Source organism: Pseudofrankia inefficax, assembly GCF_000166135.1.
Lineage (GTDB): Bacteria > Actinomycetota > Actinomycetes > Frankiales > Frankiaceae > Pseudofrankia > Pseudofrankia inefficax.
Map to the genome: position 1 here is coordinate 2772982 of NC_014666.1, position 19650 is coordinate 2792631.

The following is a 19650-nucleotide window of genomic DNA, read 5'->3' on the forward strand; positions in this document are numbered from 1 at the left end:
CTTTGTGTCGTCGTAGTGACGGGCGGGACGGCGAGGCGGCGGCAACCGCCCACAGCGCACCGGCTGATTAACAGCTTGCGATCACCCGTAAACTTGGCACGTGAGGTCACCAGACGAAGCTCGGGCGACGGCAGTGCGGCCGGCCCGGGCCATCCCAGCGAAGCCGAGTCTCGACGGGGTCGAGGAGCGCTGGTCGACGGTATGGCGGGACGAGCAGACGTACCGGTTCGACCGCACGGTCGACCGCGAGCGGGTCTACTCGATCGACACGCCGCCGCCGACCGTGTCCGGCTCGCTGCACGTCGGCCACGTCTTCTCGTACACGCATACGGACCTGATCGCCCGCTACCAGCGGATGCGTGGCCGTGAGGTCTTCTACCCGATGGGGTTCGACGACAACGGCCTGCCGACCGAGCGGCGGGTGCAGAACTACTACGGGGTGCGCTGCGACCCGTCGGTCCCGTACGACCCCGAGTTCGTCCCGCCGGCGAAGCCGGGCAAGGACCAGGTCCCGATCAGCCGGCGCAACTTCGTCGAGCTGTGCGAGAAGCTGACGATCGAGGACGAGAAGGGGTTCGAGGACCTCTGGCGCCGGCTCGGCCTGTCCGTCGACTGGACGCACACCTACGCGACGATCGACGCGCGCTCGCGGGCCGTCGCCCAGCGGGCGTTCCTGCACAACCTCGCGCGCGGCAACGCCTACCTGTCCGAGGCGCCGACGCTGTGGGACGTCACGTTCCGCACCGCGGTCGCGCAGGCGGAGCTGGAGGACCGGGAGCGGCCCGGCGCATACCACACGCTCGGCTTCGCGAAGTCGTCCGGCGACGGGGAAGTGATCATCGAGACGACCCGCCCGGAGCTGCTGGCGGCCTGCGTCGCCCTGGTCGCGCACCCGGAGGACGCCCGCTACCAGGCGCTGTTCGGCAAGACGGTGCGCACGCCGCTGTTCGGCGTCGAGGTGCCGGTCGTCGCGCACCGGCTCGCGGACCCGGAGAAGGGCTCCGGCATCGCGATGATCTGTACGTTCGGTGACCTCACCGACGTGATCTGGTGGCGCGAGCTGAACCTGCCGGCCCGCGCGGTGATCGGTCGCGACGGCCGGCTGCTCGCCGACCCGCCGGCGGCCGTCGACAGTGCCGCGGGCAGGGCCGCGTACGCGGAGCTCGCCGGCAAGACGGTGCACGCGGCCAAGACCCGGATCGTCGAGCTGCTCCAGGAGTCCGGCGCGCTCAAGGGCGAGCCGCGGCCGATCAGCCACCCGGTGAAGTTCTACGAGAAGGGCGACCGGCCGCTGGAGATCGTCTCCACCCGGCAGTGGTACCTGCGCAACGGCGGTCGCGACGAGGAGCTGCGGGCCGCCCTGCGCGCGCGCGGCGGCCAGCTCAACTGGCACCCGCCGCACATGCGGGTCCGCTACGAGAACTGGGTCGACGGCCTCAACGGCGACTGGCTGGTCTCCCGGCAGCGGTTCTTCGGCGTGCCGTTCCCGCTCTGGTACCCGCTGGACGCCGACGGTGAGCCCCGGTACGACGCCCCGATCGTCGCGGCCGAGGCCACCCTGCCGGTCGACCCGTCGACCGACATCCCGCCCGGCTATACGGCCGAGCAGCGTGGCGTGCCCGGCGGGTTCGAGGGTGACCCGGACGTCATGGACACCTGGGCGACGTCCTCGCTGACGCCGCAGATCGCCGCCGGCTGGATCGACGACCCCGACCTGTTCGCCAAGGTCTTCCCGATGAACCTGCGCCCGCAGGCGCACGAGATCATCCGAACCTGGCTGTTCTCGACCGTGGTGCGCAGCCACGAGGAGCACGACTGCCTGCCGTGGTCGGACGCGGCGATCTCCGGGTGGATCCTCGACCCAGACCGCAAGAAGATGTCGAAGTCCAAGGGCAACGTCGTCACCCCGATGGGGCTGCTGGAGGAGCACGGCTCCGACGCGGTCCGGTACTGGGCGGCCTCCGGCCGGCCGGGCACGGACACGGCGTTCGACGTCGGCCAGATGAAGATCGGCCGGCGGCTGGCCATCAAGATCCTCAACGCGAGCCGGTTCGCGCTGGGGATCGCCGCCGGCGCTGACCTGGCCGCCGGCGGCGCGGCCGGGGCCGACGCCGTGTTCGCCGGCCACGCCCTCGGGGACGCGGCCGCCGAGGCGACGGCGGCCGCGGTGACCGAGCCGCTCGACCGGGCCCTGCTGGCGACGCTGGCCGACGTGGTCGACCAGGCGACGGTGGCCTTCGACGGCTACGACTACGCCCGCGCGCTCGAGGTCACCGAGTCGTTCTTCTGGACCTTCTGCGACGACTACGTCGAGCTGGTGAAGGGCCGGGCCTACGGCGGGTCGGGGGAGGCCGGGGCCGCGTCCGCGCAGGCGACGCTGGCGGTGGCGCTCTCGACCCTGCTGCGGCTGTTCGCGCCGTGCCTGCCGTTCGTCACCGAGGAGGTCTGGTCCTGGTGGCAGGCGGGCTCGGTGCACCGCGCCCGCTGGCCGCAGGCCCCGGAGCTGCGCAAGCTGGCCGAGTCCGCGCCCGCGCGCCAGCTTGAGGTCGTCGGCACCGTCCTGTCGGCGGTGCGGCGGGCCAAGTCCGAGGCCAAGGTGTCGATGAAGGCCGAGGTGGCGTCCAGCCGGGTCACCGCCGAGCCGGACGTGCTGGCCCTGCTGGAGCCGGTGGCCGCGGACCTGCGCAACGCCGGCAGCATCGCCGAGCTGGCCCTGGTCGCGGGCACCGGTGAGATCGCCGTCGCCGTCGACCTGGTGCCGAAGCCCGCCGCGGTCTGACCGCTCGCCCTCGACGGGCGGCGGTAGCCGGTGCTTGATCGCCGTTTGAGCCCTCTGGCGGTCGCGGACGCGGCATTTCCGCGCCCGCCAGAGGGCCGAACTGGCGATCATGGGTTCCGGTGGTCGCGGGCGCCGGCTTGGCGCGGGCCGGGCCGGCTTCCTGGCCCGTCGCTGTGGCCGTCGGAGTGGCTCGGGCGATCCGCGCGCCACGACACCTCGCTGTGACCGGCGTCGCGGTGCTACCGCGCGGCGAGTGGGGCATCGGCACCGTCGTTCGCGGGAAGATGGCCGGGGATGCCAGGTTCTGGCAGTTCACCGTCAGCAATCGCGCCGCCGGGGCGCCGGCCGAGCGGCATTGCCGCGGCCCGCGGTCGCGGCAGGTCTGGGAGGCAGCCTTGGCTATCTACGCGCTCGGGGACCGGGTTCCCGACATCGACCCGTCGGCGTACGTGCACCCGGACGCGACCGTGATCGGGTCGGTGACGATCGGCCCCGAGTCGTCGATCTGGCCGCGGGCCGTCCTACGCGGTGACACCGGGCCGATCATCATCGGCGCCAGGACCTCGATCCAGGACGGCACCGTCGTGCACACCACCGCGCTGCACCCGACCACCGTCGGCGATGACTGCGTCGTCGGCCATCTGGCCCATCTGGAGGGCTGCGTGGTGGACAACGGCGCCCTGATCGGCTCCGGCTCGATCGTGCTGCACAACGCCAAGGTCGGCACCGGCGCGATCGTCGGCGCGGGCGCGGTCGTCAGCAACAACGGCGTCGTCCCGCCCGGCGCGATGGCCCTCGGCGTCCCGGCGAAGATCCGCGAGGGCGCGGCGAACGCGGCGGGCATCGCCATAGCCGCCGAGCACTACGTCGAGAACGGCAAGCTCTTCCGCGCGGAGCTACGCCGCCTCGACGCCTGAGCCGCCTCGACGCCTGGGCCACCGCGACGGCTGGGCCACCGCGACGCCTGAGCCGGCGCATGGGCCGTGGGTCAGCGCAGCTCGGCGATGCGGGCGCCGGGAACCGGCATCTGGGGACGGCCGGAGGTGGATTCGGTGCCGGTGCCCGCAGGGTCGGCCCCCTCACCGCCCTCGACGTGGTCGGTGACCTCCTTGGGCAGCTTCAGCGGCAGCGGGTCGCGCACGGGCATCGCCTCGTCGCCGCGCACGACAATGAGCCGGCGCAGCGTCTCCTCCAGCAGCGGCGCCTCGCGCGGGTCCATCGCGCCCGGCCCGGTCATCACGGCGCGGACGAACCAGCGCGGCCCGTCGACGCCGATCATCCGGCCGGGGACGAGCTGCCCGGGCACCGGGGTCGGCAGCGCGAGCTCCAGCTCGCGGCCGTAGCGGCCGTCCACCGTCCGCGGTGCCCCGCCGGTGGACTCCAGCTGCTCGACGATCTCGGCGCGCACGTCCTCCCACAGGCCACGGGTCTTCGGCGCGGCGAACACGGCGAGCTCCATGGCGCTCTGGCCGTCGGCGATGACGACGCTCATCGGCCGGCCGGTGGCCTCCTCGACCTGGAACTGGATCTGCACGCCCTCCAGCGCCGGCACCCTCAGGGCGCCGACGTCGAGGCGCTGCACGTCGTCGCGCGGCGCCTTCGTGACGTCGTAGGGTCCCTCCGGCTCGCCCGTGAAGTGCTCGCCGGACTCCAGCTCGTCGTCGTGGAACGCGGCCTCGTCGGCCTCCTGCCTGCGGCGGCGCCCGAATGCCATGGCCTTTCCTTTCCTGCCGTGCCTGGGTGAGCCGAGCCGGTCAGCCCGGGTCATGGAGCCACCGTGCAGCCGATCGCACCGGTCGCCCTGCCTGATAGTCCTCGGCAGGGCCGGCGGTGACGCCCGGGTGCCCGCAGGGGCCGCCGCGAAGCCGGCCCGCGGATCAGCGGCCAGGGTGACCCGACGTGAAGCCTCCGGTCGACCCGAAGCCTCCGGCGCCGCGTGTCGAGGCCGGCAGCTCGTCGATCTCGCGGAAGGCGGCGTGCTCCACCCGCTGCACGACGAGCTGGGCGATCCGGTCGCCCCGGGACAATCGGATCGGCTCGGTCCGGTCCGTGTTGAGGAGAATCACTTTGATCTCTCCACGGTAGCCGGCATCGACGGTACCGGGTGCATTGACCACGGAGAGCCCATGCCGCGCGGCCAGCCCGCTACGGGGATGCACGAAGGCGGCATACCCAGCCGGGAGCGCGATGCTCATCCCGGTGCCGACGACCGCGCGCTCGCCTGGGCCGAGCGTCACGTCCGCGGCGGCCACCAGGTCGGCGCCCGCGTCCAGCGGCTGCGCGTAGGCCGGCAGCGGAAGCCCGGGGTCCAGCCGGCGTACCAGCACCTCGACGGTCGGCTGCCCGGCGCCGTCGGCCGGCTCGGCCGCGGCCACCGGGCCGGGGGAGGGGTCGAGAGCGGTCATGGCGGCTCCTGAGGGACGTCGAGGTCGGCGGCTGGGACGATACTGGTGATGCGGTCAGTGACCACCTGGGCGTGACCGGAGGACCGTGACCGCGCGACGGTGACGGGCTGACGGTGCCGGGCTGGCCGTGACGAGCTGACCGTGACCCTACGGGCGCGGCCAGCTGGGTAGGTACCGCGACGGCTGGCCGGCGCGGGCGGCCGGACGGGTGAAATCGCCGCGAACGGGCACAGCGGATGACAGACACTGCGGACACAGAGGGGTGCGCGTTGGCTGGACCGGTTTCCAAGGTCGGCTGGAAGATCGTCGGAGGGGCGGCAACCGCCGCGGGTGGCGCCGCGGCAAGCAGGACTGTCGACCTCGCCTATCGGAAGGTCCGCGGTGGCGAGCCGCGGCTGGACCCTGCGCACCCGGACACGACCTGGCGCGAGGCGATGGTGTGGGCCCTGGTCACCGCCATCGCGGTCACCGTGGGCCGGCTCGCCGCCGAGCGGCTCGCCGCCACCGGCTGGGTCCGCGCGACAGGTGCGCTGCCGCCGGGCATGGAGGCGGCGGCCGAGTCACTCGACTGACGCCCACGCCGGCGCGGCGGCCTGGCGCCGCGCCGGCCATACGCGGTCGGCGAGCGGCCACGGTGACCGCTCGCCCGACCGCGCTCAGTGATGTTCCTGGGCAGACCGAGATCAGGGTCACAAAACACACGGCCCGACCCCCCTCCACGGGGCAGACTCCCGTACACGGGTGTTTCAGACCGATGTCGCTGACTCGGCGAGAGGCCCGATCCCGTGCTGGCGGGTCAGATCGGAGGAGCCGTGGCTGAGCGAACAGGCTGGTGGGGCAGGGTGGTTCACCGGCTCGCGGCTGATGACGACGAGCTGCAGGCGGAGGATCTGCAGCGGGCGGCCGCCGCCGAGGGGGCGGTGCCGATCGGCGGCTGCCGGGACCACGACGAGGCGTGCGTGGCGGGCACCATCCGCTCGGTCACGGTACGCAATCAGTCCGGGGCGCCCAACCTCGAGATCGAGGTCTACGACGGCAGCGGCTGCGTCACGCTGGTGTTCCTCGGTCGCCGGCAGATCCCAGGTCTCGACGCCGGCCGCTCGCTGAAGGCGTCCGGCCGGGTCAACCGGGACGACCGGCGCACGACCATCTTCAACCCCCGCTACGAGCTCCTGCCCGCGCCCAGCCACTGACGCGGCGGTCCGCCCCGGGCTGGCCGTCTCCCGCCCGGCTGGTCCGGGTGTGCCCCGGATCGGAGCCGGCCGGGGGTCCGTGAACCGGCGGGGGACAGACCCGTGCCCGGCGGGGGCGGGCATACTGGCGACAGCCGACGCCAGCCCGGGAGAGTGGATCCATCAGCCTGATGCCAGCCTCTGCCCCGCGCGGGGCCGACGAGCCCGACGTCCTCGCCGACGAGCCCGGTTCCCGTCCGCCCGTTGAGGATCCGTCCGGCCAGCGGCCCGGGCCCCGGCGGCCGGCCGGCGACGACGAGCCGCCCGAGTTCAAGATCTCGTTGGCCGACTCGATCGGCGGCCCGCGCGGCATCGTCGACAGCACGATGCCGACGATCGCCTTCGTCCTGGTCAACAGCGCCGCCGGTCTGCTGTCCGGGATCATCGCCGCGGCCGTGGTCGCTGTGGCGATCTTCATCCTGCGGCTGGTCCGCCGCGAGCCCAAGCAGCAGGCGGTCTCCGGGCTGTTCGCCGTGGCGGTGGCCGGCTTCGTCGCGTCGCGGACGAAGTCGACCAAGGGCTACTTCCTGCCGAGCATCCTGAAGAACGCGGGTGCGATCGTCATCGGGGTCGCCTCGCTGGCGCTGCGCCGGCCGCTGGCCGGCTACGTGATGGCCGGCTTCGACCAGCGCTACGCGGGCTGGCGGGACCACCGCGACACGATGCGCGCGGCCAACTGGGCGACCGGCGTCTGGATCATCGTCTACGTCCTGCGCTTCGGCATTCAGGGCAGCCTGTACTGGGCCGGCGAGACCGGCTGGCTGGAGGCGGCGAACCTGGCCCTCGGGCTGCCGCTGTTCGGCCTCGCGGTGCTGGCGACGCTCGCGATCGTGCGCAGGATGGCCCCGGCCGCCCGGTTCGCCCCGCCCGAGGACGGGCCGTCGGACGAGGACGCCCCGGCCGGTCAGCCGGCGCGGACCGACAGCGTCGACGAGTAGCGCCGACCGGCCTCCGCGCGCGGGCCGCTACGGCTCGTCGCTCGTGGGGGCGGCCGCGGACGAGGCGCCGAGGAGCGCCCCGAGCGCCACCTCCGCCTCGCTGGTGACCGCGATGGCGAGCACCTCGTCGCCGGGCTCGAACGTGCTGTCCGGCGACGGGACGACGGCCTGGCCGCCGCGCAGGATCATGACCAGTGCGCAGTCCTGCGGCAGCGTCACCGAGCCGATCGCCTTGCCGGCCACCGGCGAGTCCGCCAGCAGCGTGAGCTCGACCAGCGACGCGTCCGACTGGCGGAACTTCATCAGGCGGACAAGGTCGCCGACGCTGACTGCCTCCTCGACGAGCGCCGTGAGCATCCGCGGCGCGGACACCGCCACGTCGACGCCCCAGCTCTCGGTGAACAGCCACTCGTTCTTGGGATGGTTCACCCGGGCGACGACCCGGGGCACCCCGAACTCGGTCTTGGCCAGCAGCGACACGACCAGGTTGACCTTGTCGTCACCGGTCGCGGCGACCATCACCGCGCAGTCGTTCAGGCCGGCGGACTCCAGCGAGGCCAGCTCGCACGCGTCGGCCTGCAGCCAGCGCGCCTTCGGCAGCGCCGTCGGCCGGATCTTGGCCGCGTCGCGCTCGATCAGCAGCACGTCGGTGCCGTTCTCGAGCAGCTCGGCCGCGATCGACCGCCCGACCTTGCCTGCGCCGGCGATGGTCACCAACTGACGAGTCAACGGAGTACGTCCCCTCTGGTCGCCACTAGGCGCCGGGCTTCGGGTCGGCGCGCACGATCGCGTCGGCCTCGGCGGCCCGCTTGCGGGTGGCCACGATGTGCAGGATGTCGCCGTCCTGCACCATCGTGCGGGCCTCCGGCACGAGGCCGTCGCCGTACCTGGTCACGCAGGCGACCCGCACCCCGGCCTCCAGCTCGATCTCCTTCACCAGCCGGCCTACCCACCCCTTGCTCGGGATGACCTGGGTCATGACGACCTGGCCGCCCTGGTGGGTCCACTCCGGGGTGACCGCGTCGGGCAGCAACCGGGTGAGGATCTGGTCCCGCGTCCAGCGCACGGTGGCGACGGTCGGGATGCCGAGGCGCTCGTACACCTCGGCCCGGCGTGGGTCGTAGATCCGGGCGACCACCCGCTGGACGCCGAACATCTCCCGGGCGACCCGGGCCGAGATGATGTTGGAGTTGTCCCCGCTCGACACCGAGGCGAAGGCGTCGGCCCGCTCGATCCCGGCCTCGACGAGGGTGTCACGGTCGAAGCCGACGCCGGTGACCTTGACGCCGGCGAACGACGCTGGCAGCCGGTGGAAGGCCCGGGGGTCCTGGTCGATGACGGCGACGCTGTGCCCGTGCCGCTCCACCTGGAGCGCGAGCGCCGACCCGACCCGGCCGCAGCCGAGGATCACGACGTGCATGGGGCGAGAGCGTAGCCGCGCGGAGGGTCACGGGTCGACGTTGAGCGCGGCGGTAACCGGGCGAGGTCGGATATCACACGCTCTGCGCACCGTCGGGCTATGGCGCAGCTCACATGCTGATGGGTGGCCGCAGGGGCGTCGATACCATCTGCGCGTGGCGCTCACGGACTGGCTGAAGCGCGGTTTTGTCGGCCGCCCCCTCGACAACAGCCAGTTGGGCGAGACGCTGTTGCCGAAGCGGGTCGCGCTACCCGTCTTCGCCAGCGACGCGCTCTCCTCGGTCTCGTACGCGACCGAGGAAATCCTGCTGGTCCTTTCCCTTGGCGGCCTGGCGTTCTACCACTTCACGCCGTGGATCGCCCTCGTCGTCGTGCTCCTGATGCTGACGGTCGTCGCGAGCTACCGGCAGAACGTGCACGCCTACCCGAGCGGTGGCGGCGACTACGAGGTGGCGACGACCAACCTGGGCGACTCCGCCGGCCTCACGGTCGCGAGCGCCCTGCTGGTCGACTACGTGCTGACGGTGGCGGTGTCCGTCTCGGCCGGTGTCGCGAACCTGACCTCGGCGGTCACCAGCTTCGCGCCGCACCGGGTGCTGATCGCGGTCGTGCTGATCGTGCTGTTGACCATGATGAACCTGCGCGGGGTCCGTGAGTCCGGGACGGCGTTCTCGATCCCGACCTACGGCTTCATCCTCGGCGTCTTCGTAATGATCGCCATTGGTGTGGTGAAGATTCTGCTCGGCCACACGCCGCGGGCCGAGAGCGCTTCGTATCACGTCGCCGCGTCTGGTCACTACTCCGGTGTAGCACTTGCCTTCCTCGCGCTGCGAGCGTTCTCCTCCGGCTGTACGGCGCTCACCGGGGTCGAGGCAATCAGCAATGGCGTGCCGGCGTTCCGCAAGCCCAAGAGCAAGAACGCGGCGACCACGCTGCTCCTGATGGGTGTCATCGCGGCGCTGATGTTCGGCGGCGTCACGTTGCTCGCGATGGTCAGCCATGTGCGGGTCGCGTCGGACCCGAGCAAACTGATCGGCGCGCACGGCGACCAGCCGACCGTCATCGCCCAGGTCGCGGCGAGCGTGTTCGGGCACGGCTCGATCGGGTTCGTCTACATCGCCACCGTGACCGCGCTGATCCTCGTGCTGGCCGCGAACACCGCGTTCAACGGCTTCCCGGTGCTCGGGTCGATCCTCGCCCGCGACGGCTACCTGCCCCGCCAGCTGCACACCCGCGGCGACCGGCTGGCGTACTCCAACGGCATCCTGCTGCTGGCCGGCTTCGCCACCCTGCTGGTCGTCGTGTTCAAGGCGGAGACGACCCGGCTGATCCAGCTCTACATCGTCGGAGTGTTCGTCTCGTTCACCCTCAGCCAGACCGGCATGGTCCGCCACTGGCAGCGCATCCTGCGGTCCCAGCAGGGCGAGGCGGCCACCCAGCCGGGCCGCCGCGTCATCCGCCGCCGCCAGACGATCAACTTCTTCGGCGGCTGCATGACCGGCCTGGTGCTGATCCTGGTGCTGGCGACCAAGTTCGTGCACGGCGCCTTCATCGTCGTCATCGCGATGCCGTTGATCTTCATGCTGATGAAGTTCATCCGCCGCCACTACGACCGGGTCGCCACGGAGCTGCGGGCCGAGCCCGGCGCGCCGCTGCTGCCGTCCCGGGTGCACGCCGTCGTCCTGGTCAGCAAGATCCACAAGCCGGCCCTGCGCGCGCTCGCCTACGCCAAGGCGACCCGGCCGTTCAGCCTGGTCGCGCTGACCGCCGCGGTCGACCAGGCCGACGCCGAGCGGCTGCGCGACGAATGGCACGAGCGCGGCATCAGCATCGACCTCGTGACGCTGGCCTCGCCCTACCGGGAGATCAGCGGCCCGGTGCTCAAGTACGTCGCCGAGATCCGTCGGGAGAGCCCGCGCGACGTCGTGGCGGTCTTCCTGCCCGAGTACGTCGTCGGCCACTGGTGGGAGCACCTGCTGCACAACCAGAGCGCGTTGCGGCTCAAGGCCAGGCTGCTCTTCCAGCCGGGTGTCATGGTGACGAGCGTGCCCTGGCAGCTGGAGTCCTCGAACCGGGCCGGCGACCGGCCGGAGCGGGAAGGCGCCGGCGCGGTCCGCGGTGGCTGGGCCGGCCCGCGCAGCTCGGTGGCCGTGAGCGTCGGCCTGCCTGCCGGGCCGGCCGCGTCCGCGCCGACGCCCAACGGCCCCGCCGGCACCCCACCGCCCGTCGCCTCCGCCCCGCCGCCCGTCGCCTCTGGCCAGGGCGACGAGCCGAAGGGCTAGCCGGCAGTGGCCCACGACCCGGCCGGCCCCGGTGGCGGCAGGGCAGGCAGGCGGCACGCCCGCGCCGTCGCCTCCGCAGCCGAGCCCGAGAGGCTCGTCGAGCTCGAGGTGGGCCGGGTGGCCCACGGCGGGTCCTGCGTGGCACGGGCCGAAGGCCGGGTCGTGTTCGTCCGGCACGCGCTGCCCGGGGAGCGGGTGCGCGCCCGGGTCACCGACCGTTCGCATGACCGCTACTGGCGGGCCGACGCCGTCGAGATCCTGGAGCCCTCGCCCGACCGGGTGACGCCACCGTGCCCGCACGCCGGGCCGCGCCGCGCGGCGGGTGAAGCCGGCCCGGCGCCCCTGGGCGGCTGCGGCGGCTGCGACTGGCAGCACGCCACCCTGGTCGCCCAGCGCCACCTGAAGGCCCAGGTCGTCGCCGAGGCCCTGCGCCGCCAGGGCGGCCTGAGCGCCCACGTCGCCGGCGAAGACGAGAAGGACCAGACCGAGGCCGCCGGCCTCGCGATCGCCGTCGAGCCGCTGCCCGGGCTCGGGCTGGGCGACGGGCTCGGCTGGCGCACCCGGATGCGCTTCGCCGTCACGGCGGCGGGCGAGGTCGGCCTGCGGGCCCACCGCTCCCACGAGGTCCTGGCCACGCCCGACTGCCGGATCGCCCACCCGCTCGTCGTGGAGGCCGTCGCCGGGCGGCGCTTCGCGGACGCCGAGGCCGTCGAGGTCGCCGCGAGTGTCAGCTCGGGGCGGGCGCTCGCCCGGCCCACCGGCCGTGGGCCGGCCGCGAGCCCGCGGCCTGCGGCGGACGGGGCGGATCAGGACCTCGTCGAACGGGTGCGTGGCCGGGAGTTCCAGGTCGACGCTGGCGCCTTCTGGCAGGTGCACCCCGCGGCGGCGGGAACCCTCGTCGACGCGGTGCTGGCCGCCCTGGAGCCCCAGCCGGGGGAGCGCGCCCTGGACCTCTACTCCGGTGCCGGGCTGTTCGCCGCGTTCCTCGCCGAGCGCGTCGGCCCGGACGGCCAGGTGATCGCGCTGGAGTCCGATTCCGCCGCCGTCGCCTCGGCGGCGCGGAGCATGGCCGACCTGCCCTGGGTCTCCGTCCGCCCGGTCCGGGTCACCGCCAAGACCGTCCAGGGCGCTGTGGGCCTGGCGGGCAGGACCGGCCCGGGTGGCCTGGCGGGCAAAACCGGCCCGGGTGGACTGGCGGGCAGAACCGGCCCGGGTGGACTGGCGGGCGGAGCCGGAGCCGACGGTGGCCGCGCGATCGACGTGGCCGTGCTCGACCCGCCGCGCGCGGGTGCCGGCGTCGACGTGCTCACCGCGCTGCTGGGGCTGCGCCCGCGCGCCGTTGCCTACGTGGCCTGCGACCCGGTCGCGCTCGGCCGGGACCTCGCTGTCGCGGTGTCCTGCGGCTACCGGGTCAGCGACGTGCGCGCGTTCGACCTCTTCCCGATGACGGCCCACATCGAGTGCGTCGCCCGGCTCGTGCCGGCGAGCTGACCGGGACCGCCCGCTACCCCGTTTGGCTTCGAGGGGTAGTCGCTTGACCGACATGGCGTGGCGGCCGAACGGCGGTAGGTTCAGATGAGTACCGGCGCACCGACGAAAAGTCGCCGCGGCGGAGTGTGGATTCTACCGCCAGGGGTGTGAATTGACCCGCGAGCGTGTCGATCTCACATGTCGGGTGCCGGTCCCATGACCGTCATCTGGTCAGGCTAGGCTTTCCCGGACCCCGGGACCGAACCCCAGTCGGGGGAGGGAGTGCACGCCGTGACGTTGTTGTCGACGATCAACAGCCCACAGGACGTCAAACGCCTCGACCCCGAGGAGCTGCCCGCTCTGGCCGCGGAGATCCGTGATTTCCTGATCCACGCGGTTGCGCGCACAGGCGGCCACCTCGGTCCGAATTTGGGCGCGGTCGAGCTGACGTTGGCAATTCATCGGGTATTCGACTCGCCTTTTGACCGCATCCTCTGGGACACCGGTCATCAGTCCTATGTGCACAAGATGCTGACCGGACGCGTCGGCGCGTTCGACAAGCTGCGGCAGCGCGGCGGCATGTCCGGCTACCCGAGCCAGAGCGAGTCCGAGCACGACATCATCGAGAACTCGCACGCTTCGACAGCGCTCTCGTACGCCGACGGCCTCTCCCGCGCCTACGCCCTGCGCGGCGAGGACAGGCACGTCGTGGCCGTCGTCGGTGACGGTGCCCTGACCGGCGGCATGTGCTGGGAGGCGATCAACAACATCGCCGCCGGCGACCGCCGCGTCGTGATCATCGTGAACGACAACGGCCGCTCCTACGCGCCGACGATCGGCGGCCTCGCCGACCACCTGGCGGCGCTGCGGCTGGCGCCCGAGTACGAGCAGGTGCTCGACGTCGTCAAGCAGGTCCTCGGCCGCACCCCTCTGGTCGGGGCCCCGCTGTTCGACGCGCTGCACGGCATCAAGCGCGGCATCAAGGACGTCGTCCAGCCGCAGGGCATGTTCGAGGACCTCGGCCTGAAGTACGTCGGCCCGGTCGACGGGCACGACCCGGCCGCGATGGAGCAGGCGCTGCGCCGGGCGAAGGACTACCACCGCCCGGTCATCGTCCACGCCGTCACCCGCAAGGGCTTCGGCTACCCGGCCGCCGAGCAGGACGAGGCCGACCAGTTCCACTCGGTCGGCGTCATCGACCCGAAGACCGGGAAGTCGACGGCGGCGAAGAAGGGCCAGGCCTGGACGAGCGTCTTCTCCGACGAGATCGTCCGGATCGGCGCGGAGCGGCCCGACGTGGTCACGATGACCGCCGCGATGCTCCAGCCCGTCGGCCTGCACGCGTTCGCGAAGGCCTTCCCGGACCGGGTCTTCGACGTCGGCATCGCCGAGCAGCACGCCACCACCTCGGCGGCGGGCCTGGCGATGGGCGGCCTCAAGCCGGTCGTCTGCATCTACGCGACGTTCCTCAACCGGGCGTTCGACCAGGTGCTGATGGACGTCGCGCTGCACCGCCAGCCGGTCACGTTCGTCCTGGACCGCGCCGGGGTCACCGGCGAGGACGGGGCGTCGCACAACGGCATGTGGGACATGTCGATCATGCAGGTCGTTCCGGACCTCGCGATCGCGGCGCCGCGCGACGAGGTGACGCTGCGGGCCCTGCTGCGCGAGGCGGTCGCCGAGACCGAACGGCCCAACGTCATCCGCTTCCCCAAGGGCTCCGTCGGCGCGGAGATCCCGGCGATCGACACGGTCGGCCCGGTGGACGTGCTGTTCCGCGAGCCGGCGGTCGCGCGGCACCGTGAGGTGCTGCTGGTCTCGATCGGCGCGATGGGCACCACCTGCCTGGAGGTCGCCCGCCGGGTGGCCAGCCAGGGCATCGGGATCACCGTCGTCGACCCGCGTTGGGTCAAGCCGGTGCCGTCCGAGATCGTCGAGCTGGCCCGCGACCACGACCTGGTCGTCACGGTCGAGGACAACGGCCGGGTGGGCGGCGTCGGTGCCGCGATCGCGCAGGCGCTGCGCGACGCCGACGTGGACGTCCCGCTGCGCGACTTCGGTATCGCCCAGCGCTTCCTCGATCAGGGCAAGCGCGACGAGGTGCTCGCCGAGGTCGGGCTCGCTCCGCAGGACCTGGCCCGCAAGGTCGTCGAGGCGGTCGCCCGCCGCCAGCCCGCGCTCGCGGGAGACCCGGGCGAGACCGTCCCGGCGCCGGCCACCGAGCCGAATGCCGTGAGGGCCGCCAAGGCCTCGCCGCGGCAGCGGGGTGCCTCGGAGTAGTCAGCACGACGCACGACCGGATCGGTCCCGGCCGCGCCGCTCAGGCCACCCGCCTGAGCCGCGCGGCCGGACCGGCTTCTAGGCTTGGCCGGTGGACTCCAACCCGACCCCGGCGGCGCGGCCCGATCGGCCCGAGGGGACGGCGCGGCCCGGAGGGACGGCGCGGCCCGGGGAGACCGGGCCTGGCGACGGGTCGGGGCGGGCTCGCCGGGGCGGGGCGCTGACGTGGGTGGTGCGTGGGGCGCTGCTGCTGGCCGGTGTGCTGCTGATCGTGGCGCTGGTGCGCGGCTGGCACGACGTGTCGACGTCGATCCGCCGGCTCAGCGTCGGCGGCGTGATCGGGTCGGCGGTGGCGACCGTGGTCGCCGTGGGGCTGACCGTGCTGTCGTGGCGGGCCGTGCTGGCCGGGCTGGGCGCCCGCCTGCCGGTGCGGGCCGCGACCAGGATCTTCTTCGTCGGGCAGGTCGGGAAGTACATCCCCGGCAGCGTGTGGCCGGTGCTCGCGCAGATGGAGCTGTCCCGGGACTACGGGGTGTCCAGGCCGCGCTCGGGTGCCGCGAGCCTGATCGTGCTCGCTCTCGCCGTCCCCTGCGGTGGCCTGGCCGCCGCCGTGACGCTGCCGTTCGCCTCCCGGGACGCGTTCACCCACTACTGGTGGGCGTTCGTCGCCGTGCCCGTGTTCGCGGTCGTGCTCGCGCCACCGGTGCTGAGCCGGCTGCTCGCGGTCGCCTTCCGGCTGCTGCGCCGCCCGCCGCTGGCCGACCCGCTCACCAGCCGCGCGGTGCTCGCCGGCGCCGGCTGGCTGCTGGTCAGCTTCGGCTGCTACGGCGTCGCCACCTTCCTGCTGGCTCGTGACCTCGCGCCCGCCGTGGGCGGTCCACGGCTGCTGGCGCTGTCGGCCGGCGCCTACGCGCTGGCCTGGACGGCGGGCTTCCTCGTCCTGGTGGTCCCCGCCGGCGCGGGCATCCGGGAGGGTGTGCTGCTGCTGGCGCTGGCCCCGGCGCTGACGCACGAGGCGGCCGGGGTCCTGGCCGTCGTCGCCCGCCTCCTGGCCACCGTCGCCGACCTCGTCTGGGCCGGGGTCGGCGTCGCGCTGCGGCCCCGCGGCGCCGGGCGAGAGCCGTTGCCGGACGGCACCGATCAGCCGGAGTCCCCCGCGGCGCCGGTCGCCCGGCACCGCCTCGCCAGCCGTCGCTGACGGACCTGCCCCGGGCGGGTACCCGCCCGGGAGGCCCGGCTACTCGTCGTCCGGCGCCTGCTGCGGCCCCTTCGAACGGCGCCAGGGCTTGGTGAGGAAGGCCTCGGCCTCCGCCATCGCGACGGCGACCCTGGGCAGGTCACGGTTGGCCGGGAAACAGACGTAGCGAGGCTCCCAGGCGGGCCTGAACCGGGCGTTGAACCGGTAGAGGCTCTCGATCTGGAACCAGCGCGACATGAAGACCAGTAGCCATTTGGTGCCGCGCGCCACCGGGCCGGCGCCGAGCCGGCCGCCGTGCTCCAGCAGCTGGCGGAAGGCGGCGAAGTTCAGCGAGATCCGCCGGATGCCCAGTTCCTTGCCTGACCGGACGGCGGAGACGATGAGCAGCTCCGTCACCCCGTTGTCGGCCTGCGGGTCACGCAGCATCAGGTCGAGCGACATCCCGTCGCGGCCCCACGGCACGAACAGCAGCATCCCGCGCGGCTCACCGGCGCCGGACCCGTCGGAGGACTCCGCCGTGGGCGTGGCCGCGGTCCCCGCCCCGTCCGGCTTGGTCCCGGCGGCCGGCGCGGGCGCGGGCGCGGGGGCGTCCACCGGCTCGGGCCGGCTGACGGCGGTGACCAGGACGCATTCCGCGGCCCAGGGGGCGACCTGGCACGGGACCGTCGGGTCCGTGGGGTCCTCGGAGAAGCGGCCGAGGGCCATCGAGAAGCCCCGCTCCGGCTCGGAGCCGCGCCAGGCCCGGGCCGCCCGGCGCAGCGCGGCCCGCTCGGCGGCCGGCACGTCCTTCAGCCGGCGGGCGGTCGCGGTGTAACCGGCGCGTTCGGCCCTGGCCACCGCCTGGCGGACGCCCCGCATCGGCCGGCCCTCCAGGCTGAAGTCCTCCACCGACAGCACGGCCTCGTCACCGAGTTCCAGCGCGGTCAGGCCGGACCTGGTCCAGGCCGTCCCACCGTGCGCCGAGCAGCCGATCACGGCCGGGACCCACGCGTGGCTGGCGGCGACGCGCAGGAACTCGGCGATCGCGCCCGGCCACGCCTCCCGGTCGCCGATCGGGTCGCCGCTGGCGAGCATCACCCCGGACAGGACCCGGTAGGCGATCGCGGACTTCCCGGACGGCGACCAGATCACCGCCTTGTCGCGGCGCAGCGCGAACCAGCCGAGCGAGTCCTCCGCCCCGTGCCGCGCCAGCAGCGCGATGAGCCCGGCCTCGTCGTCGCGGTTGTGCCGCGGGAACGGGTGCGCCGGGCGCAGCGCCATCCAGGTCGGCACCGCCGCGGTCAGCAGCCCCATCCCGGCGAGCGTCCGGCTGATCACGCGGTCGACCCGCGGCGACGGGATGTTCACCGGGCCGTGCGCGCCAACGAGCCCCAGTATTACGTGCTCAAGCTGTTCGGACAGCGGGTAGTGGCCGATCAGATGCCGGGCCCAGCCGATCCGCAGCATCGCGATCCCGATCAGCAGGGACATCGTGAACAGCGCGATCAGCGCGCCCAGCGCGTGCCACCGGCTGGACGGGTCCGGCTCGGCGTGGAAGTCCCGGTGGCGGTACATCAGCCACAGGGCGAAGACCGCCGAGCCGATCGCGTCGTCGTAGTCGAGACCCTTGAGCACGTGCAGCACGGTGCTCGCCGCGGTCAGCGTGAGCACCAGCTGCCAGGCGCGCCGCTTGCGGCGGGCCAGGCCGTGCGCGAGCAGGATCAGCAGGACACCGACGAGCACCGTCAGCGTCCGGGCGTGCTCCGGGATGTAGCCGGGCAGGACGCTGCGCAGCTGGATCACCCGGCCATGCCCGGGCGGCGTGACCGCCGACAGGATGTCGAGCAGTCCGATCACATAGGCGAGCAGGGCCGCTATCCGCGGCGTCGCGCCCCGCCGCCAGCCCTCCGGCGGCGTCCTGCCGGCGTCCGCGCCGCTGCTTCGGGGGCGCCCGGGAATCCGGCCGGCGAGCCATCCAGGAATGCGGCGTCGACCTCCTTCGGGCCCTACCCCGCGACCTGCCGCCTGGGCCCGCGCGGTGCCGTTCGCCGCCGCGTGGCCGACCGGGCCGCCGGACTGCGGCGTGCCGCCCACGGAGCTGTCGACCCGCGCCACAGTCCGTACCGCGGGGGCCCGTCGAGACGACGTCGTCTGATCGGTCATGACCCTATTCTGGCCCGGTCCCGCGATGTCCGACTCCACCACCCGGCCACCCGCCACGTCGGGCTGTGACTGGGTGTGCGGGACTAACCCGGTTGTGAGCAGAACTGTCGGCTGACCGTCACCGTGCCATGCCAGGTTGGCGGGACAGGTGTCCTGGGCGTGTCCCATGGTAGCCGTGCGAGTGCGCCACCTTCCCCCGGAACCTCTGGTCAACCGCATCGGTGTCGCGCCTGAACCCAGGGCGGAGGCGTGTACCCGGTTCTCCACTCGCCTACCCAGCCGGTCGCTGCTGCCGTTCGCCGTCGGTCTGGTGATGGTGGCGGGCGCAGGTCGAGCGGTGCGATTGCGCGGTAAATAGGTGCATATGCCGACAAGGGACGAACTGTCAGATTCTCCGGCCGGACGCCGGCTCCGGTCTATTCGCCTTCGCCGACGGTTGTATGGGCAGCAGCGGTGCACCTTTGGGGCCAGGAGGCATCTTCCCATCGGTCATACCTGGCGCCGCACCGAATGTGGGGCCTCCGCCGTCGGCGGGCACGTCCGGGAAGGCAGGTCGCGGGGCGGGGGTTGATTCCTGCAGATCAGAACACATGGACCCGTCCAGCAGGCGCACTGCAGGCTGTCGGTGGTTTCCCCGGTCCGCGTCCTCCGTCGACGACGGGTGCCTGAGATCTTCTCACGGGCAAGGGCCGAGAGTACGGCACCCATGGGGTTCCGATCGCGTGCCGCTACGCTTTCACCAGGCGATTCATCAGGGGTGGGGACACTGTGAGCGCACATCAGGTCGTTCGGGAGCCGGACGGCTGGCCGCCTCGGGTTTTTCTGGGCCGGCTTCGGCCGGGAACCGGCGCGAGACTGGCGGTGCTCGGCAGCCGTGTCCACTTCGCCGACCAGGCCTATCTGCTCCACGAGGGAGACCGGTCCGACCACGTATTCGTCCTGCTCTCGGGGCTCGTGAAGGTTGTCGGGGAGATGGGCGACCGGGAGGTTCTCATCTCCCTTCGGCTTGCGGGTGATGTGGTGGGCGAGCTCGGGGCGATGACGGGCGAGCCTCGGGTAGCCGCGGTGGTGGCCTGCGGCGAGGTTTCGGCCCGTCGCATCTCCGGTGGCAGTTGGCGTGCCTTTCTGGCCGACCACCAGGATGCGAGCGTCGCCACGAATCAGCTTCTCTGCGACCGGCTCGTCGCCGCGACCCGCCGTCAGCTCGACCTCGCCGGCCGGCAGGCACGGGTTCGGGTCGCTCGCGTCCTCTGGGAGCTCGGGTGTGAGTTCGGCCAGCGCGGCCCGCGGGGACTGGAGATCGCGGTCGGGATCTCGCAGGCCGAGCTGGCGTCCGCCGCGGGATGCAGCGAGTCGACGCTGCGCGATCTGATCAAGGAGTTCCGGTCGGCGGGCGTGCTCGCCACGGGGTACCGCCGCTACGTGCTCCTGAATGAGAACAAGCTGCTCGCGGCGGCCGACATACAGTAGGCGGCGCCGCGCCGGCCACTCGGGCCGAAGGCCTC

At 73.1% G+C, this 19650-nt stretch carries 15 protein-coding genes; 10 read left to right on the forward strand and 5 right to left on the reverse strand.

Features of this window, described 5'->3' with window-relative positions:
• The first annotated feature begins 100 nt into the window (after positions 1 to 100).
• A complete protein-coding gene (valS, locus tag FRAEUI1C_RS11255; protein ID WP_157734903.1) occupies positions 101 to 2779 on the forward strand; it encodes a valine--tRNA ligase in 2679 nt (892 codons plus the stop codon).
• 395 nt (positions 2780 to 3174) lie between these two features.
• On the forward strand, positions 3175 to 3696 hold the full coding sequence (locus FRAEUI1C_RS11260) for a gamma carbonic anhydrase family protein (protein ID WP_041260627.1): 522 nt from the start codon (positions 3175 to 3177) through the stop codon (positions 3694 to 3696).
• 71 nt (positions 3697 to 3767) lie between these two features.
• Here FRAEUI1C_RS11260 and FRAEUI1C_RS11265 read toward each other — a convergent pair whose 3' ends face one another.
• Entirely contained in the window at positions 3768 to 4493 is a 726-nt protein-coding gene (locus FRAEUI1C_RS11265) for a DUF3710 domain-containing protein (RefSeq protein WP_013423423.1), read from the reverse strand.
• A gap of 163 nt (positions 4494 to 4656) precedes the next feature.
• The gene (dut, locus tag FRAEUI1C_RS11270; protein WP_013423424.1) at positions 4657 to 5184 is read right to left on the reverse strand and encodes a dUTP diphosphatase; all 528 of its coding nucleotides are present in this window, start codon (positions 5182 to 5184) and stop codon (positions 4657 to 4659) included.
• Positions 5185 to 5453: 269 nt separating this feature from the next.
• On the opposite strand from dut, the gene FRAEUI1C_RS11275 reads away from it, so the two are divergent.
• The 3 genes from FRAEUI1C_RS11275 (at position 5454) to FRAEUI1C_RS11285 (ending at position 7354) form a co-directional block, all read left to right on the forward strand.
• The gene (locus FRAEUI1C_RS11275) at positions 5454 to 5756 is read left to right on the forward strand and encodes a DUF4235 domain-containing protein (protein WP_013423425.1); all 303 of its coding nucleotides are present in this window, start codon (positions 5454 to 5456) and stop codon (positions 5754 to 5756) included.
• A gap of 240 nt (positions 5757 to 5996) precedes the next feature.
• Positions 5997 to 6377 carry an OB-fold nucleic acid binding domain-containing protein gene (locus FRAEUI1C_RS11280; RefSeq protein WP_013423426.1) on the forward strand — a complete coding sequence of 127 codons (381 nt, stop codon included), beginning with the start codon at positions 5997 to 5999 and terminating at the stop codon, positions 6375 to 6377.
• A gap of 170 nt (positions 6378 to 6547) precedes the next feature.
• Complete coding sequence (locus tag FRAEUI1C_RS11285) at positions 6548 to 7354, forward strand: DUF3159 domain-containing protein (protein ID WP_013423427.1); 807 nt, start codon at positions 6548 to 6550, stop codon at positions 7352 to 7354.
• Positions 7355 to 7381: 27 nt separating this feature from the next.
• Here the strand turns inward: FRAEUI1C_RS11285 and FRAEUI1C_RS11290 are convergent, their stop codons facing one another.
• Both FRAEUI1C_RS11290 and FRAEUI1C_RS11295 read right to left on the reverse strand, forming a co-directional pair.
• Complete coding sequence (locus tag FRAEUI1C_RS11290) at positions 7382 to 8083, reverse strand: potassium channel family protein (protein WP_041259195.1); 702 nt, start codon at positions 8081 to 8083, stop codon at positions 7382 to 7384.
• 25 nt (positions 8084 to 8108) lie between these two features.
• The gene (locus FRAEUI1C_RS11295; RefSeq protein WP_013423429.1) at positions 8109 to 8774 is read right to left on the reverse strand and encodes a potassium channel family protein; all 666 of its coding nucleotides are present in this window, start codon (positions 8772 to 8774) and stop codon (positions 8109 to 8111) included.
• Positions 8775 to 8928: 154 nt separating this feature from the next.
• On the opposite strand from FRAEUI1C_RS11295, the gene FRAEUI1C_RS11300 reads away from it, so the two are divergent.
• The 4 genes from FRAEUI1C_RS11300 to FRAEUI1C_RS11315 all read left to right on the forward strand — a co-directional run bounded on the left by FRAEUI1C_RS11300 (position 8929) and on the right by FRAEUI1C_RS11315 (position 16003).
• Positions 8929 to 11055, forward strand: coding sequence for an APC family permease (locus FRAEUI1C_RS11300; RefSeq protein ID WP_013423430.1), 2127 nt, complete (start codon positions 8929 to 8931; stop codon positions 11053 to 11055).
• 138 nt (positions 11056 to 11193) lie between these two features.
• On the forward strand, positions 11194 to 12546 hold the full coding sequence (locus FRAEUI1C_RS11305; RefSeq protein WP_497006517.1) for a class I SAM-dependent RNA methyltransferase: 1353 nt from the start codon (positions 11194 to 11196) through the stop codon (positions 12544 to 12546).
• Between the two features lie 270 nt (positions 12547 to 12816).
• Positions 12817 to 14805, forward strand: a complete 1989-nt coding sequence (gene dxs / locus FRAEUI1C_RS11310; RefSeq protein WP_013423432.1) for a 1-deoxy-D-xylulose-5-phosphate synthase — start codon at positions 12817 to 12819, stop codon at positions 14803 to 14805.
• Positions 14806 to 14896: 91 nt separating this feature from the next.
• On the forward strand, positions 14897 to 16003 hold the full coding sequence (locus tag FRAEUI1C_RS11315) for a lysylphosphatidylglycerol synthase transmembrane domain-containing protein (RefSeq protein ID WP_013423433.1): 1107 nt from the start codon (positions 14897 to 14899) through the stop codon (positions 16001 to 16003).
• Positions 16004 to 16042: 39 nt separating this feature from the next.
• Here the strand turns inward: FRAEUI1C_RS11315 and FRAEUI1C_RS11320 are convergent, their stop codons facing one another.
• Positions 16043 to 18145: a phosphatidylglycerol lysyltransferase domain-containing protein gene (locus FRAEUI1C_RS11320; RefSeq protein WP_232425388.1), complete on the reverse strand. Its 2103-nt coding sequence runs from the start codon at positions 18143 to 18145 to the stop codon at positions 16043 to 16045.
• A gap of 861 nt (positions 18146 to 19006) precedes the next feature.
• Here FRAEUI1C_RS11320 and FRAEUI1C_RS11325 point away from each other — a divergent pair.
• Positions 19007 to 19615: a Crp/Fnr family transcriptional regulator gene (locus tag FRAEUI1C_RS11325; protein ID WP_049806878.1), complete on the forward strand. Its 609-nt coding sequence runs from the start codon at positions 19007 to 19009 to the stop codon at positions 19613 to 19615.
• The last annotated feature ends 35 nt before the right edge of the window (positions 19616 to 19650 follow it).